This window comes from Kitasatospora sp. NBC_00240 (assembly GCF_026342405.1).
Classification (GTDB): Bacteria; Actinomycetota; Actinomycetes; order Streptomycetales; family Streptomycetaceae; genus Kitasatospora.
In genome coordinates this window covers 6,769,469-6,784,983 of the sequence record NZ_JAPEMU010000001.1, presented here as the reverse complement: position 1 = coordinate 6,784,983, position 15,515 = coordinate 6,769,469, and the positions used below count along the sequence as shown (strand labels likewise).

Annotated in this window: 12 protein-coding genes; 6 read left to right on the top strand and 6 right to left on the bottom strand. The window is 73.9% G+C overall.

Translation table 11 applies throughout. The features are described from left to right. The first annotated feature begins 15 nt into the window (after window positions 1-15). The gene (locus tag OG689_RS29075) at window positions 16-1,767 is read left to right on the top strand and encodes an NAD+ synthase (protein WP_266323816.1); all 1,752 of its coding nucleotides are present in this window, start codon (window positions 16-18) and stop codon (window positions 1,765-1,767) included. Between the two features lie 63 nt (window positions 1,768-1,830). On the opposite strand, the gene OG689_RS29070 is transcribed toward OG689_RS29075, so the two are convergent. From OG689_RS29070 to OG689_RS29060, 3 genes are all read right to left on the bottom strand, one after another. Next, a complete protein-coding gene (locus OG689_RS29070; RefSeq protein WP_266323815.1) occupies window positions 1,831-2,886 on the bottom strand; it encodes an endonuclease/exonuclease/phosphatase family protein in 1,056 nt (351 codons plus the stop codon). A gap of 169 nt (window positions 2,887-3,055) precedes the next feature. Beyond that, window positions 3,056-3,724: a TetR/AcrR family transcriptional regulator gene (locus tag OG689_RS29065; RefSeq protein ID WP_266323814.1), complete on the bottom strand. Its 669-nt coding sequence runs from the start codon at window positions 3,722-3,724 to the stop codon at window positions 3,056-3,058. Between the two features lie 283 nt (window positions 3,725-4,007). Continuing rightward, window positions 4,008-5,606 (bottom strand): MFS transporter, encoded by a 1,599-nt coding sequence (locus OG689_RS29060; RefSeq protein ID WP_266323813.1) that lies wholly within the window; start codon window positions 5,604-5,606, stop codon window positions 4,008-4,010. A 356-nt stretch (window positions 5,607-5,962) separates the two neighbouring features. Between OG689_RS29060 and panB the strand changes: the two genes are divergently transcribed. The 3 genes from panB to OG689_RS29045 all read left to right on the top strand — a co-directional run bounded on the left by panB (window position 5,963) and on the right by OG689_RS29045 (window position 8,882). After that, a complete protein-coding gene (gene panB / locus OG689_RS29055; protein ID WP_266323812.1) occupies window positions 5,963-6,832 on the top strand; it encodes a 3-methyl-2-oxobutanoate hydroxymethyltransferase in 870 nt (289 codons plus the stop codon). A 203-nt stretch (window positions 6,833-7,035) separates the two neighbouring features. Beyond that, complete coding sequence (locus OG689_RS29050; protein ID WP_266323811.1) at window positions 7,036-8,058, top strand: ATP-binding cassette domain-containing protein; 1,023 nt, start codon at window positions 7,036-7,038, stop codon at window positions 8,056-8,058. Then, window positions 8,055-8,882 (top strand): ABC transporter permease, encoded by an 828-nt coding sequence (locus tag OG689_RS29045; RefSeq protein WP_266323810.1) that lies wholly within the window; start codon window positions 8,055-8,057, stop codon window positions 8,880-8,882. Before OG689_RS29050 ends, OG689_RS29045 begins: the two co-directional genes overlap by 4 nt. 36 nt (window positions 8,883-8,918) lie before the next feature. Here the strand turns inward: OG689_RS29045 and OG689_RS29040 are convergent, their stop codons facing one another. Beyond that, window positions 8,919-12,449, bottom strand: coding sequence for a BTAD domain-containing putative transcriptional regulator (locus OG689_RS29040; RefSeq protein WP_266323809.1), 3,531 nt, complete (start codon window positions 12,447-12,449; stop codon window positions 8,919-8,921). Between the two features lie 340 nt (window positions 12,450-12,789). Between OG689_RS29040 and OG689_RS29035 the strand changes: the two genes are divergently transcribed. Further along, window positions 12,790-13,605, top strand: a complete 816-nt coding sequence (locus tag OG689_RS29035) for a site-2 protease family protein (RefSeq protein WP_266323808.1) — start codon at window positions 12,790-12,792, stop codon at window positions 13,603-13,605. A 49-nt stretch (window positions 13,606-13,654) separates the two neighbouring features. On the opposite strand, the gene OG689_RS29030 is transcribed toward OG689_RS29035, so the two are convergent. Together OG689_RS29030 and npdG are read right to left on the bottom strand one after the other, a co-directional pair. Then, a complete protein-coding gene (locus OG689_RS29030) occupies window positions 13,655-13,840 on the bottom strand; it encodes a hypothetical protein (RefSeq protein ID WP_266323807.1) in 186 nt (61 codons plus the stop codon). Window positions 13,841-14,117: 277 nt separating this feature from the next. Continuing rightward, complete coding sequence (gene npdG / locus OG689_RS29025) at window positions 14,118-14,810, bottom strand: NADPH-dependent F420 reductase (protein WP_266323806.1); 693 nt, start codon at window positions 14,808-14,810, stop codon at window positions 14,118-14,120. Between the two features lie 47 nt (window positions 14,811-14,857). Between npdG and OG689_RS29020 the strand changes: the two genes are divergently transcribed. Beyond that, the gene (locus OG689_RS29020; protein ID WP_266323805.1) at window positions 14,858-15,442 is read left to right on the top strand and encodes a hypothetical protein; all 585 of its coding nucleotides are present in this window, start codon (window positions 14,858-14,860) and stop codon (window positions 15,440-15,442) included. The last annotated feature ends 73 nt before the right edge of the window (window positions 15,443-15,515 follow it).

The following is a 15,515-nucleotide window of genomic DNA, read 5'->3' as shown; positions in this document are numbered from 1 at the left end:
GATTACACTCGGGCCATGCCGAATCTCCGTCTCGCCCTGTGCCAGACCGACCCCTCCGTCGGTGACCTCGCGCGCAACGCGGAGGCGGTGGTGCACTGGACCAGGCAGGCCGCCGAGGCCGGCGCCCAGCTGGTCGCCCTCCCCGAGATGGCCCTCACCGGGTACCCGGTCGAGGACCTCGCGCTGCGCGGGTCCTTCGTGGAGGCCTCCCGGGCCGCGCTGGTGGACCTGGCCGCCCGGCTGGAGCGCGAGGGGCTCGGCGGGGTACCCGTGGTGGTCGGGTACCTGGGGCGCTCCGAGGCCGCGTACCACGCGACCGACCGCCCGGCCGGGTCGCCGCAGAACTGCGCCGCGGTGCTGCACGGCGGCAAGGTGGTCAGCCGCTTCGCCAAGCACTTCCTGCCCAACCACGGTGTCTTCGACGAGTACCGCTGGTTCTCCCCCGGCAACCAGCTGCCGGTGGTCAACCTGCACGGCGTGGACGTGGCGCTGGCGATCTGCCAGGACATCTGGCAGGACGGCGGCCGGGTCGCCGCGACCGCCGAGGTGGGCGCCGGGCTGCTCGTGGTGATCAACGGTTCGCCGTACGAGCGCGGCCGCGGCGAGGTCCGGCTGGACCTGGTGCGGCGCCGGGCCGCCGAGGCGGGCTGCCCGCTGGCGTACGTCAACCTGGTCGGCGGGCAGGACGAACTGGTCTTCGACGGGCAGTCGATCGTGGTCTCGGCCGAGGGCGAGGTGCTGGCCAGGGCGCCGCAGTTCGAGGAGGCGCTGCTGCTGGTCGACCTGGACCTGCCGGAGGCCTCGGACCACACGGACGGCCTGGTGCTCGGCGACGGACTGCAGCTGGTCCGCACCGAACTGGGCGGCGCGATCACCGGCCGCCCCGCCGGGCCGCTCGCGCCGCAGATCGCGCAGCCGCTGGCGGACGAGGCCGAGATCTACGCCGCGCTGGTCGAGGGGACCCGCGCCTACGTGCGCAAGAACGGCTTCCGCTCGGTGCTGGTCGGCCTGTCCGGCGGCATCGACTCGGCGCTGGTCGCCGCGATCGCGGTGGACGCGCTCGGCGCCGGGAACGTCCACTGCGTCTCGATGCCCAGCCGGTACTCCTCACAGCACTCCCGCGACGACGCCGCCGAGCTGGCCCGCCGCACCGGGCTGCACTTCCGTACGGTGTCGATCGCCCCGATGTTCGACGCCTACCTGGACGCGGTCGGGCTGACCGGGCTCGCCGAGGAGAACCTGCAGTCCCGGCTGCGCGGCACCCTGCTGATGGCGATCTCCAACCAGGAGGGGCACCTCGTGCTCGCCCCGGGCAACAAGAGCGAGCTGGCGGTCGGCTACTCCACCCTCTACGGCGACTCGGTGGGTGCGTACGGGCCCATCAAGGACGTCTACAAGTCGCTGGTGTTCCGCCTCGCCCGCTGGCGCAACGAGGTGGCCGAGGAGCGCGGCGAGGTGCCGCCGATCCCGGAGAACACCATCGACAAGCCGCCGTCCGCCGAGCTGCGCCCCGATCAGGTCGACGCCGACTCGCTGCCGGACTACGACCTGCTGGACACCGTGCTGGACGCCTACGTCGAGGGCGACCAGGGCCGGGACGCCATCGTGGCGGCCGGCTTCGACCCGGCCGTGGTGGACCGGGTGGTGCGGCTGGTCGACACCGCCGAGTACAAGCGCCGGCAGTACCCGCCGGGCCCGAAGATCTCCCCCAAGGGCTTCGGCCGCGACCGCCGGCTGCCGATCACCAACGGCTGGCGCCGGGGCTGAGCCACCGGTCCGGCGCCGCGCGGCGCCGGACCCACCGGCAGCGGGGCCGGCCGGCAGCCGGGCCTACTGGTAGCGGTAGGCGGCCGCGACCGCGCGGTGGTCGCTGCCGTCCGAGGCCAGCACCCAGGAGTCGGTGGGCTTCAGGCCGCCCTTGCTCAGGATCTGGTCGATCCGGGCCATCGGCAGCGAGGCCGGCCAGCTGAACCCGAAGCCGTCACCGGCCGCGCCCTGCGCGGAACGCATCTGCGAGGTGACCGGAGCCAGGCTCCGGTCGTTCATGGTGCCGTTGAGGTCGCCGAGCAGCAGGACCTTCTTCAGCGGCTCGGCCTGCACCGCGTCGCCCAGCGCCTGCGCGCTGACGTCCCGGCGCTCGGCCGTGAAGCCGCCCTCGGATTTCACCCGTACGGAGGGCAGGTGCGCCACGTACACCGCGACCGGGCCCTGCGGGGTGGTCACCTGGGCGCGGAAGGCCCTGGTCCAGCCCATCTTGATGTCCACCACGGCCACGCCGCCGATCGGGAACTTCGACCAGAGCCCGACGGTGTTCTGCACCACGTGGAACGGGTACGCCTCGGCCAGCCCGCTCTCGTAGCTGCGCAGCGGCTTGCCGGCCAGCTCCTGCAGCGCGACGATCTGCGCGCCGGAGTCGTTCAGCAGCTTCACCGTGCCCGGCACGTCGCTGTTGGCGGCCGCCACGTTGTGGGTGAGGACGGTGAAGTCGCCCTTGCCGCTGCCCTTGTCGGTGAGCAGGCCGCCGAACAGGTTCAGCCAGACCAGGGTCGGCACCAGCAGCGCGACCAGGGCCGACACCGAGCGCCGCCACAGGGCGAGCGGCAGCAGCACCAGGACGGCCAGGCCCACCCACGGCAGGAAGGTCTCCAGCAGGCTGCCGAGGTTGCCGACGCTGTTGGGCACCTGGGAGTGGAAGGCCAGCAGGGCCGCGGTGAGCACGGCGAGCAGCGCGAGGATCCAGCCGCGCCGCCAGCCGGAGCGGCCCCGGTCGTCCCGGCCGAGGCTCCAGCCGCGGCCGCGCCGGACGCCCGATCCCCCGCCCGACGTGTCGGCGCCCCGCTCCACGGCGTCGTCCGCCGGTGCCGCTGCCCTGTCCGCCTGCGCCATGCCTGGCCCCTCGTTCGTTCGTCGCCGTACCGGCCTTGCTGCCGGTGGCCGTGCGGGCCGATGCCGTTTTTGTCGGATTCTCGGCTCAGCCTATGACGGCTCAGACGCGACGGTGCCGCGCCGGGGTTCCGGCGCGGCACGGTTTCGTGAGACTGGCCACGGCCGCAGGCTACGGGGCGGCCGGCCCGGGGGCCGCCACCCCGGCCAGCAGCACGTCGACCATGGTCTCGGCCAGCCGCGGGTCGCTGAGGTCGGAGTCGTCCCAGAGCACGGTGCGCACCAGGATCGGACCGAGCAGGATCTCGGCGAGCAGGTCCTCGTCCAGGTCGGCGCGCAGCTCGCCCTGCGCCATCCCCCGGCGGATGATCGACCGCAGCAGCTCGCGGCGGGGCTGCAGCACCCGCTTCTTGTACGCGGCGTGCAGCTCCGGCCAGCTGCTCATCTGGCCCAGGGCGGCCTTGAGCACCCAGCGCGAGCGCTTGGCCAGCCCGCGCCGGCGCATGTAGTCGATCACCTCGACCAGGTCGGCGCGGACGCCGCCGCCGGTCAGCTGCGGTTCGGGCGCCTCCAGTCGGGCGACCACGTCGACCAGCAGGGCCTCCTTGTTCGGCCAGCGCCGGTAGATGGTGGCCTTGCCGACCCCGGCGGCCGCGGCGATGCCCTCGACGGACAGCTGGGACAGGCTCGCCCCGCCCTCCATCAGCTGCTCGACCGCGGCGAAGATGGCCTGCTCGGCGGCCTCGCTGCGCGGGCGCCCCCGGCGCGGCGCGTCGCAGGACTCCCCCGGGGAGTAGGCGCATTCGTGCTCCGCCGTGGCCGCCCTGCTGTCCGTCTCCATCCCCGCTCTTCCTTCTTCCTCGGTACGCGGCGGCCCCCGGTGCGCCGGCCGCCCGGTACGCCACCGTGCCGGTACGCCACCGTGCCGGTACGCCACGGTGCCGGTGCGGCGGAACCGTCCCGGCGCCCCGGCGCGACCCGGGGGCCCCGCCGGTGGCCGCGGCCCGCACGGGGTGCGGGCCCTGTCCCCCGCCGGGGGGACAGGGCCCATTCTCCACCTACCGGCTAAAGCTCCGGCAGGCCGCCGGCCGCGGTGCGGCCGGCCGGGCGGCCGGCGGGGCGGATCAGGCGTCGGCCGACTCGGGGGCGAGCGGGCGGACCGGCTGCGGGGCGGCGGCCGGGCCGCCGGGCACCTTGGCCGGCAGCAGGAACCAGGCCAGCAGGACGCCGGCCGCGGTGACACCGGCCGACAGTCCGGCGACCACGTGCATGGCGTGGATGAAGGAGTCCTTGGCGGGCTCGATCAGTCCGGCGCCGTCGGGGCCGAGCTTGCCGGCCACCGCGAAGGTGGCCTCCAGCGACTCCCCGGCCTTGTCCCGCAGGCCGGCCGGCAGCTGGTCGAGCCGGTCCGAGATGCCGGTCCGGTAGACGGTGGAGAGCACCGCGCCGAGCACCGCGACCCCGAGCGAGCCGCCGACCTGGCGGAAGGTGTTGTTGAGCGCCGAACCGGCGCCGGCCTTCTCCCGGGGCAGCGAGGACATGATCGCCACGGTCACCGGCGGCATCACGTGCGCCATGCCCGTGCCCATCACGAAGCCGATGGCCACCAGCACCCAGATCGGCGTGTCGGCGTCGAGCGCCAGGTAGCCGACGAAGGCGGCGGTGATCAGCGCCATGCCGGCCGCGCAGGTGGCCCGGACGCCGAAGCGGTCCACCACCAGGCGGGCCCGGGGGGCGAACAGCAGCTGGGCGACGGCCAGCGGCAGCATCAGCACGCCGGCCATCAGGGCGCTGTAGCCGCGCACGCTCTGGATGTAGAAGACGCCGAAGAAGGAGACGCCCATCAGCGCGAAGAAGACCAGCCCGATGACCGTGACGGAGGCGCTGAACACCTTGTTGCGGAACCAGCCGACGTCCAGCGCGGGGTGGTCGGTGCGCTTCTCGTGCAGGACGAAGGCGGCCAGCGCGAGCAGGCCGACGAGCAGCGGCACCCAGGCCCCGGGGGCGGTGAAGTCCGCCAGCTCGCCGCCCTTGATGATGCCGTAGATCAGCGCGACCAGGCCGACGATGGACAGCAGCACACCCACCGGGTCGAGCCGGCCGGGCCGCGGGTCCTTGGAGTCGGGGACGAGCAGCGTCATGGCCACCAGCGCGACCAGCACGATCGGGACGTTGATCAGGAAGACCGAGCCCCACCAGAAGTGCTCGATCAGCAGGCCGCCGGTGATCGGGCCGACCGCGATGGCCAGGCCGACCGCGCCCGCCCAGATGCCGATCGCCTTGGGCTGCTCGGAGCGCTCGAAGACGTTCATGATGATGGCCAGCGTGGCCGGCATCACGAAGGCGCCGCCGAGGCCCATCACGGCGCGGTAGGAGATGAGTTCACCGGGCGAGGAGGCCAGCGCGGAGAGCAGCGAGCCGATGCCGAACACCACCATGCCGGCGAGCAGCGACTTCTTGCGGCCGAAGCGGTCGCCGAGCAGTCCGGCGGTGAACAGCAGGCCCGCGAAGACCAGGGTGTAGGAGTTGATCGACCACTCCAGGTCGCTCTGGCTGGCGCCGAGGCCGGTCGGAGCGGGGGTGGCGATGGTCTTCATCGCCACGTTGAGGATGGAGTTGTCGAGCACGACGACGAGCAGGGCGAGCACGAGGGTGCCCAGGATCGCCCAGCGGCGGCGGTGGATGGCTTCCGGCACTCGGGGTGGCGCGGCTGCGGTGGTCATCGGTGTTCCCGTCCCTACGTGTTCGACACTGGCGGGAATTTACGAGACGAAGACGTCTCGCAACCCCCTCGGACAGCGTAGCGCCGGTTTCGATACGAGACGAGCCCGTATCGTAAACTCATGGCAAACATCCGGTCGGCACAGCCCGCCCCGCCGGGCCCGGGACACCCCCGTCCGGCCGGCCCGCGACAGACCCGGGGGCGGTATGCCCGCACCCGCCCCGGCCCGGTGTGCCGGAGATCGCACACCACGGGACGCACGCCTCTTTGCGCTCGCGTCGAGCCGTGCAAGCATGGAGGGGATCCGGGGACGCCGTACGGCGCCACGAGACGACAACCCTTTCAGGAGCCTGTTCGATGAACGCTTCTTCGCCCGCGCCTGCCCCGACCCAGGCGTCCACCGCCACCCTCTACGGGGGCGTCACCAACCGCCGCGTGACCGTCCGCGACCTCGCCGCCGCCAAGCAGCGCGGCGAGAAGTGGTCCATGCTCACCGCGTACGACGCGCTGACCGGCGGTGTCTTCGACGAGGCCGGCATCCCGGTGCTGCTGGTCGGCGACTCCGCCGGCAACTGCCACCTCGGCTACGAGACCACCGTGCCGGTGACCATGGATCAGATGGTGATGCTCTCCGCCGCCGTCGTCCGGGGCACCAAGCGCGCCATGGTCGTCGCCGACATGCCGTTCGGCTCGTACCAGGAGTCCCCCGCGCAGGCCATGCACAACGCCGCCCGGCTGATGAAGGAGGCCGGCGTCGGCGCCGTCAAGCTGGAGGGCGGCGAGCGCAGCGCCCGCTCGATCGAGCTGCTGGTCGAGGCCGGCATCCCGGTGATGGCGCACATCGGCCTGACCCCGCAGTCGGTGCACGCCTTCGGCGGCTACCCCGTGCAGGGGCGCGGCGACGAGGCGGCGCACCAACTGCTGCGTGACGCCAAGGCCGTGCAGCAGGCCGGCGCCTTCTCCGTCGTCCTGGAGGCCGTGCCGGCCGAACTCGCCAAGCAGGTCACCGAGGAGCTGGCGATCGCCACCGTCGGCATCGGCGCGGGCGTCGACACCGACGCCCAGGTGCTGGTCTGGACGGACATGGCCGGCATGACGGCGGGCCGGGTGCCCAAGTTCGTCAAGCAGTACGCCAACCTGCGGGCCGTGCTCGGCGACGCCGCCCGCGAGTTCGCCGCCGAGGTCTCGGCCGGCAGCTTCCCCGCACCGGAGCACACCTTCAAGTAGCGCAGGCCGGGTGACGGCGCTCCCGGAGGGAGGTGGCGGGTCCGGACCGGACCCGCCACCTCCCTCCGTGCGTCCCGGCCGCCCCGGCCCCCGACAGCGATCTGTGAGCGGGACGGCGGCGGGCGGCGGCGGATGACAGCGAGCTGTCGGTGACGACGGCAGGCTGTCAGCGGCGTGACAGTGGGACCGGGCAGTCTCAAGGCATGACACGAATCGCCACCCCCCGGAACGACCGGGCTCCCGCCGACACGGGCAACGCCGTCGAGGTCCGCGGCATCGTCAAGCACTACGGGCAGACCAAGGCCCTGGACGGCGTCGACCTCACCGTCCGCCGGGGCACCGTGCTGGGTGTCCTCGGCCCCAACGGCGCCGGCAAGACCACCCTGGTCCGCGTCCTGTCCACGCTGATCAAGCCGGACGCCGGCACCGCCTTCGTCGGCGGGTACGACGTCCTGCGCCAGCCCAAGCAGCTGCGCCGCACCATCGGCCTCACCGGCCAGTACGCCTCCGTGGACGAGATGCTCTCCGGCTACGAGAACCTCTACCTGATCGGCCGGCTGCTCGACCTCTCCCGCAAGGACGCCAAGGCCCGGGCCACCGAGCTGCTGGAGCGCTTCTCGCTGACCGAGGCCGCCAGGCGCACCGCCAGGACCTACTCCGGGGGCATGCGCCGCCGGCTCGACCTCGCCGCCAGCATGATGGGCCGGCCCAAGGTCCTCTACCTGGACGAGCCCACCACCGGCCTCGACCCGCGCACCCGCAACGAGGTCTGGGACGAGGTGCAGCGGATGGTCTCCGAAGGCGCGACCGTCCTGCTCACCACCCAGTACATGGAGGAGGCCGAGCAGCTCGCCAGCGAGCTGACGGTCATCGACCGCGGCAAGGTGATCGCCTCCGGCGGCGTCGCCGAGCTCAAGGCCCAGGTCGGCGGCCGGACCCTGCAGGTCCGCCCCGTCGACGTGGCCGAGCTGCCCGAGATGGCCCGCTGCCTGCGTGAGAGCGGCATCGCCGCCGCCACCTTCTCCACCGACACCGGGCTGCTCTCGGTGCCGATCGCCGGCGAGGCCGAACTGACCGCCGTGGTCGGCGTGCTGGGCACCCGGGGCTTCGGCATCGCCGGGATCGACACCAAGGTGCCGAGCCTGGACGAGGTCTTCCTGACCATCACCGGCAAGCCCGCCCCGGCCGACGCCGTCCCCACCCTCGTGAAGGAGCCCGTCGCATGAGCACCGCGACCCTCACCCCGGCCCCGGTCCGCCCGCCGGCCGCCGGCCCCGAACAGCGGATCGGCCTGCGCTCGACCGTCCGCCACATCGGCGCGCTGACCCGCCGCAACCTGATGCGGATCAAGGCCGACCCGGAGTCGATGTTCGACGCCGTGCTGATGCCGATCATCTTCACCGTGCTGTTCGTCTACGTCTTCGGCGGCGCGATCTCCGGCGACCAGGACTCGTACAAGCAGTACATGATCCCCGGTCTGCTCGGCCAGACCGGCATCACCCTGGCGATGGCCGTCGGCACCGGCCTCAACAGCGACTTCCAGACCGGGGTGATGGACCGGTTCCGGACCTTGCCGATCGGCCGCTCGGCCGTCCTGGTCTCCAAGATCGTCGCGGAGACCTGCCGGGCGCTGCTCTCCTTCACCATCCTGATCGTCTTCGCGCTGATCCTCGGCTTCGAGGTGAAGACCGGCCCGCTGGAGCTGCTGGCGGCCATCGGCCTGTCGCTGCTGTTCGGCATGTCGATGGTGTGGATCTCGATGCTGCTGGGCATGGCGCTGCGCAGCGTGCAGGCCGTCCAGGGAGTCGCGATGCTGGTGATCATGCCGCTGCAGTTCGGCAGCTCGATCTTCGCGCCGACCGACTCGATGCCCGGCTGGCTGCAGGCCTTCACCGACTACAACCCGCTGTCGGCGCTCGCCGACGCCTGCCGCAACCTGCTCAACGGCGGCCCGCTGACGCACTCCGTGCTGATCGTGGTCGGCTGGTCGGTCGGCGTCACCGCAGTCTTCGCGCCGCTGGCCGTGGCCCGGTTCCGCAAGCGGACCTGACCCGGACCGGCCCGGGCGGGCGGGCGGGTCGGGACCTCAGAGCTCCAGCCCCCGCTCCCGCGCCCAGTCACCGAGCGAGTCCAGAACGGCGGTGGTCCCTCCCAGGGAGAGGCCACCGCCTTGGGCGATCGCGGCCTCGTAGCCGTCGTCGCCCAGCAGCCGCCGCAGGCTGCGGTCGGCCGTCCGTGCCTCCACCTGGTCCAGGAAGCCGCCCTTGGGACCGTTGAGTCCGGCGTGCGAGCCGAGCAGCCGGGCGGCCTGGCGGGCGCAGTCGAGGTCCTGGTCACGCTCGGCGAAGACCCGCAGCACGCCCGCGGCGGCGGGCACCAGCAGCACCGTCATCTGCTCGGCGAAGGCCCCCACCTCACTCTTCATCCCGCGCAGCAGTGACCAGCCGCCGATCAGCAGCAGCAGGCCACGTTCGGGCTCCCCGGACCGGGCGGTCACCCAGCCCCGGATGCAGGACAGCAGCGAGGGCACCAGGCCGGGCACCAACGGGCCGTACTCGCCCTGGGCCTGCTCCAGGACGTCCAGCTCCTGCAGGGCCTCGGTGAACTCCTCACGCAGGGTGTGCAGGCCGGTGAGGACCAGTCGCCCGAAGAGCACCGCGCCGTTGCTGCCGTGGGTCCCGTCCCCGACCTGCTCCAGGGCCTCCCGGACGATCCGCTCCCCCTCCGCCGGATCGCTGCCCATCAAGGCGTTGCCGAGCTGCACCATCAGCATCGGCACCTCCTGCGGGGCCCCCACCTCCTGGGTCAGCTCGATGGCCTGCCGGTACGCGACGACGGCCTGCTCCGTCTCCCCCGCCGTGGTCAGCGACTCGGCCCGGGCCGCCAGCGCCTGCGACATCCCCCAGCGGTCACCGGCCCGGGTGAACAGGGCCAGCGACTCGTCGCCGTCCCGGATGCCGGCCTCCAGGCCGCCCGGCCAGTCGTTCATCATCTTCGCCCGGATCTGCAGGATGAAGGCCAGGTCGCTGTCGCTGCCGTGCACCCGGCAGCCCGCCACCGCGTCGTCGAGCATCTCCCGCATCTGGTCCAGCTTCCCCGCGAGGAAGGCCGCGAAGACCCGCATCAGGGCCGGGAACTTGTACGACTGGGGCAGGTCGGGGGTGTACGTCCGGATGATCCGGCGGGCCAGGTCGGCGGCCTCGACGTTGTCCAGCACCTCCATGTCGCCCTCGAACTGGCTCACCAGGCGCGACAGCCGGAGCTGGCGGCGGGCCTCGGCCAGGACGTCCGGCGTCATCGGCAGCGGGCAGTGCAGGATGTCGGCGGCGAGCGGTTCGGCCGGGGGCGCGCCGTCGGCGAACGGATCGGGGCCGAGCTGCGCGACCGCGTCGTACCAGGAGTGCGCCTCGGCACTGTACCCGCGCAGGGTCCAGAACCAGCTCATGCCCAGCGCGATGACCAGCGCGTCCTGCTCCTCGCCCCGGTCGACGGCCCGGCGCAGCGCCACCCGGACGTTGTCCTTCTCCCGCTCCAGCAGGCTGATCAGGCCCAGCTGGCGCGGGCCGTACCGGTCGGGCTCGGTGGCGCGCAGCACGTCCCGGAAGTGCCGCAGATGGCGCAGCTGGACGTCGTCCTCGGGAGTCTGCGCCAGCCGCTCGGCCGCGTACTCGTGGATGGTCTCCAGCATCCAGTAGCGGGGCGGGCCCTCGGCGTCCAGGCCGGCCACCACCAGGGACTTGTCGACCAGCGAGAGCAGCAGGTCGGCGACATCCTCGCGGGGCACCCCGGCCGCGTCCGAGCAGACCGCCTCGGCGTCCTCCAGTGTCCAGCCGCCGGCGAAGGCCGACAGCCGGCGCAGTACCGCCCGTTCGCGCTTGCCGAGCAGGTCCCAGCTCCAGTCGACCACGGCGCGCAGGGTCTGCTGGCGGGGCAGCAGGGTGCGGCTGCCGGCGGTGAGCAGGGCGAAGCGGCCGTCCAGCCGGTCGGCGATCTGGCGCGGCGTCATCACCCGCAGCCGGGCCGCCGCGAGTTCGATGGCGAGCGGCAGGCCGTCCAGCCGGCGGCAGATCTCCGCGCAGGCCTCGGGGTCGGCGTCGGGGTCGAAGCCGGGCCGGCCGGCGGCGGCGCGCTCGGCGAGCAGTCGCAGCGCGACCGGGTCGGGCAGCGGTTCGACCGGCAGCACCGCCTCGCCGGGGACGCCGAGCGGCTCCCGGCTGGTGGCCAGCACGGTCAGGCCGGGGCATTCCGCCAGCAGCCGGTCCGCGAGGTCGGCGGCGGCCTGGATCAGGTGCTCGCAGTTGTCCAGGACGATCAGCATCCGGCGCCGGCCGCAGTGTTCGACGATCCGGCGCACCGGGTCGTCGGTGCGGTTCTCGATCACCTCGACGACCTTGTTGCCGGTGTGCAGCACGGTCTCGCGCAGGCCGAGCGCCGAGAACACCGCGCCGGGGACGGCCTCGGGGCTCTCCAGCGGGGCGAGTTCGGCCAGCCACACGCCGTCCGGCCAGTTCCCGGCGGCCAGTTCGGCGCGGCCGGCCTCGACCGAGAGGCGGGTCTTGCCGGAGCCGCCGGGGCCGGTGAGGGTGGTGAGCCGGCCTGCCGTCAGGGCGGCTCTGACGGCGGCCAGATCGCTCTCCCGGCCGACGAAGCTGGTGAGCCTGGCCCGCAGGTTGCCGGCGGTGCGCGCGGCCGGGGCCGGCGGCTGGGCGGCCGGCCCGGGCGTCGGCCGGGCGGTCAGGGCCTGGGGTGCGGGGGCGGCGTGCGACGCGGGGGGTGTCGGGGCGGGGGGTGTCGGGGCGGGGGCCGCGGAGGGGGCCCACAGGTCGCCGTTCATCGGCGGGTGGGCCCCGTCCAGGCCCCGGCCCGGCCGGCCAGGGCCCCCGGCCGGCTCCGGCGAGGGATCCGCCGGGCGGAGCAACTCGCCGTGCAGTGCGCGCAGTTGACGGCCCGGGTCGGTGCCCAGCTCGTCGGCCAGCACGCGCCGCACCCGCTCGTACTGGCGCAGCGCCTCGGAGCTGCGGCCACTGTCGTGCAGCGCCCGGATCAGCAGGTACTGGACCTGCTCGTCCAGCGGGTGCTGCTCGGCCAGCCCGGCCAGTTCGGCGGTCAGCTCGGCGGCCCGGCCCAGGGCCAGGTCGGCGCTGATCCGGTGCCGGCGGGTCTCCTCCCGCTGGGCCTCCAGCCGGATGGCCGGACCACCCAGGTCCGGCAGGTCGGCGAGGGCCGCGCCGCGCCAGAGGGCCAGCGCCTCGCGCAGCCGCTCGGCGGCGACGGCGTGGTCGGCCGCCTCCATGGCCCGGCGGCCCTCGGCGGAGAGTCGTTGGAACTCGGCGAGGTCGGTGTCCGGGCGGGTCAGCCAGTACCCGGCCGGGCCGGAGCCGATCTCGCCGCGGCCGACGGTCCGCCGCAGCCGTCCGACCAGGGTCTGCAGCGCCGCGGCGGCGTCCTGCGGCGGCTCGGCGCCCCAGACCTCCTCGGCCAGCAGGTCGGCCGGGACCGGCCGGCCCTGCCGCAGGGCCAGCGCGGCGAGGAGCGCGCGCAGCCGGGCCCCGCCGAGCGGGATCGCCGTACCGTCGTCGTGGTGGGCCGTGGTGGTGCCGAGGATGCCGTAGTGCACCCGCCCATTCTGGTCGACACCTGGAGCCGCGGACGCACAAATATCCGGTGGTGACGGTTCCGGTCCGCCGCCACCGGCCGGCTCCGTACTCCCGGGCTCGCCGCCCGGACCTCCGCCCTGACCCCCGCCCTGACCCCCGCCCGGGCCCCCGCCCGGGCCCGCCGCCGGGCCCTCGCCACGCCCGGAACCAGCGAGGCCGTCCCGTACGTTCACCCGGAGCGGCTTGTCCGGGCCGGGGCCGCCCGGCATGATCGGACCCCTGCCCGCCCCGGGCACCCGACCCCGACGGACGTCCGCCCCCGTGTCGTCCGCACCCTCGACCCTCCGGAGCCTGACCACCATGACCTTTGCCGAAGCACGGCGCTCGCGCAGCGAGGAACGCCGGATCAGCCCGGTGTTCTGGGTGCTGCTGGCGGTACTCGGCACCTCCGGCTGGGCCGTCTGGTCCGGCTGGGGGAACTCCGGTTTCGGGGTGTTCCTGTTCGTGGTGGCGGGCTGGATGGTCTCGCTGTGCCTGCACGAGTACGGGCACGCGCGGACCGCGCTGCACGGCGGGGACATCAGCATCGGCGCCAAGGGCTACCTGACGCTCAACCCGCTGAAGTACACCAACGTGCTGTTCAGCTTCGTGCTGCCGGTGGTCTTCGTGATCCTGGGCGGCATCGGCCTGCCCGGCGGCGCGGTCTACATCGAGCGGCACCGGATCAGCGGGCGGCTGAAGCACAGCCTGATCTCCGCCGCCGGGCCGCTGGTGAACGTGCTGTTCGCGGGCGTCCTGCTGACGGCGGTGGGCGCCGGCTGGTTCGACGACCCCGACCGGCTGATCGAGATCGGCGGCCGCACCCTGGACCTCTCGCCGCTGCCGGCCGCGCTGGCGTACCTGGCGATGTTCCAGGTCAGCGCCGCCCTGCTGAACCTGCTGCCGGTCCCGGGTCTGGACGGCTACGGGATCGTCGAGCCGTGGCTGTCGCCGAAGGTCCGCCGCGCGGTCGAGCCGTTCGCGATGTACGGGATGCTGGCCGTGTTCGCGCTGCTGTGGCAGCCCCAGGTGAACCGGTTCTTCTTCGACGTGGTCTACGGGATCACCGAGCTGTTCGGTGTGGACCGCGGGGTCATCTGGGTCGGCGACTACCTGTTCCGGTTCTGGAACCACTGAGCCGGGCGGGCGCCGGCCGCGCCAGGACCTGCCGGCCCGGCGGGCCCGGTCAGTGGCCGGGGTCGGCGGCCTTCGCCAGCCGCTCCTTGCGGACGTGGAACCAGGCGATGTTGCTCGACACACCCGCCAGCAGCACCCAGACCACACCCAGCCAGTTGCCCTGCACGAAGGACACCACCGCGGCGGCCACCGCGAGGATGAGGACGATCGAGGCGTAGAGGGCGGTGCGGGGCATGGCGGGGGGCTCCTAAAGCCGGGTACGGTCGGCTCCCATTGTCACCGAAGGCCCCCTCGACGCGGTCGAGGGGGCCTTCGGCACGGCGCGGCCGGGTACCGGGCGGAGGGGCGGACGGACCCCGAGGCACCCCGCCGAGCGCCGGCCGACCGGACGCAGGCCGCTTCGGACGTCGGCCAGGTCAGACGGAGGCCCGGTCGGACGCAGGCCGCTTCGGACGTCGGCCAGGTCAGACGGAGGCCCGACCGGACGCAGGCCGCTTCGGACGTCGGCCAGGTCAGACGTCGGTGATCCGCAGCCCCGCGTGGGCCTTGTACCGGCGGTTGACCGAGATCAGGTTGGCCACCAGCGACTCCACCTGGTGGGCGTTGCGCAGCCGGCCGGCGAAGACGCCCCGCATCCCGGGGATCCGCCCGGCCAGCGCCTGCACGATGTCGGTCGCCGCCCGCTCCTCCCCGAGCACCATCACGTCGGTGTCGATCTCCTCGATCGACTCGTCCTGCAGCAGCACCGCCGAGAGGTGGTGGAAGGCCGCGGTGACCCGGGAGTCCGGCAGCAGGGCGGCGGCCTGCTGCGCGGCGCTGCCCTCCTCCGGCTTCAGGGCGTACGCGCCCTGCTTGTCGAAGCCCAGCGGGTTGACGCAGTCGACCACGATCTTGCCGGCCAGCTCCTCGCGCAGGGCCGACAGGGTGGGGGCGTGGCCGTCCCAGGGCACCGCGACGATCACGATGTCGCTCTCCCGCGCGGTGGTCGCGTTGTCGGCGCCCCGCACCCCGAGACCCAGGTCGGCCGCCGAGGCCTCGGCCCGCTCCGCCGTCCGGGAGCCGATGATCACCTGCTGGCCGGCCTTGGCCAGCCGGTACGCCAGGCCCCGGCCCTGGTCGCCGGTGCCGCCCAGGACGCCGACGACGAGCTGCGAGACGTCGGGCAGGTCGTGGGCCGGGTTGGTCGCTGAATCGAGGGATGTCATGCCGATGATCCTGCCAAAGCCCCGGGCCCCACGACATGCTTGACCGCATGGACGCGGTGAGAGTTTCGGCACTCCGGGAGAGCCTGGCCGGGACGGGCTGGATCGAGTCGACGCGGGCCTTCGCGGGCGCCCTGCGGCACTCGGTCACCCGGCGCTCGGCCGCCGGCCTGCTGCTGGTCGGCGACGCCGGCTACGAGCCCTGGCACCTGGCAGCCCACCTGGCCGACGAGGCCGACCGGTCGGGCGTCCCACGGCTGGCCCCCACCCTGCTGCGGCACGCGGTGCCGCCCGGCGCGCCGGCCCACCTCGCGCACGGCCTGCCCAGGCTGGCGGCGGCCGGGCGCGGCGCGACCGTCCTGGTGACGGCCCCCGCCGGGGCCGGCCCCGCGCTGCTGGAGCGGGTGCTGGACGCCCGCCGGGCCGGTGCGACCGTACTGGCCGTGGAGACCGGGGACCGTGAGCTGGCCGCGCTGGCGCACGAGTCGCTGACCGTGGCGGGGGCCGGCGGGGAGCCCTTCGAGCTGGTCCAGCACCTGGTCAGCGCGGCGGCCGGCGAGCGCGCCGCGCGCGCCGGCCGCCGGCTGGCCGAGCTGGCCCGGCGGCTGACCGCACCCCCGGTGGCCCGCTGGTGAACCCGGCCGCGGCCGGCCGGCCGCCCGCGCGTGCGGGCCGGGGCCCGGCGGGTCGCCGGAAATCCCGTTGCGC

Excerpts from the sequence above, each read along its gene's own strand:
- OG689_RS29075 (WP_266323816.1), top strand. The coding sequence starts at position 16 with ATGCCGAATCTCCGTCTCGCCCTGTGCCAGACCGACCCCTCCGTCGGT.
- OG689_RS29050 (WP_266323811.1), top strand. The coding sequence starts at position 7,036 with ATGACACGAATCGCCACCCCCCGGAACGACCGGGCTCCCGCCGACACG.
- panB (WP_266323812.1), top strand. The coding sequence starts at position 5,963 with ATGAACGCTTCTTCGCCCGCGCCTGCCCCGACCCAGGCGTCCACCGCC.
- OG689_RS29065 (WP_266323814.1), bottom strand. The coding sequence starts at position 3,724 with ATGGAGACGGACAGCAGGGCGGCCACGGCGGAGCACGAATGCGCCTAC.
- OG689_RS29070 (WP_266323815.1), bottom strand. The coding sequence starts at position 2,886 with ATGGCGCAGGCGGACAGGGCAGCGGCACCGGCGGACGACGCCGTGGAG.
- OG689_RS29030 (WP_266323807.1), bottom strand. The coding sequence starts at position 13,840 with ATGCCCCGCACCGCCCTCTACGCCTCGATCGTCCTCATCCTCGCGGTG.
- OG689_RS29045 (WP_266323810.1), top strand. The coding sequence starts at position 8,055 with ATGAGCACCGCGACCCTCACCCCGGCCCCGGTCCGCCCGCCGGCCGCC.
- OG689_RS29060 (WP_266323813.1), bottom strand. The coding sequence starts at position 5,606 with ATGACCACCGCAGCCGCGCCACCCCGAGTGCCGGAAGCCATCCACCGC.
- OG689_RS29020 (WP_266323805.1), top strand. The coding sequence starts at position 14,858 with ATGGACGCGGTGAGAGTTTCGGCACTCCGGGAGAGCCTGGCCGGGACG.
- OG689_RS29035 (WP_266323808.1), top strand. The coding sequence starts at position 12,790 with ATGACCTTTGCCGAAGCACGGCGCTCGCGCAGCGAGGAACGCCGGATC.
- npdG (WP_266323806.1), bottom strand. The coding sequence starts at position 14,810 with ATGACATCCCTCGATTCAGCGACCAACCCGGCCCACGACCTGCCCGAC.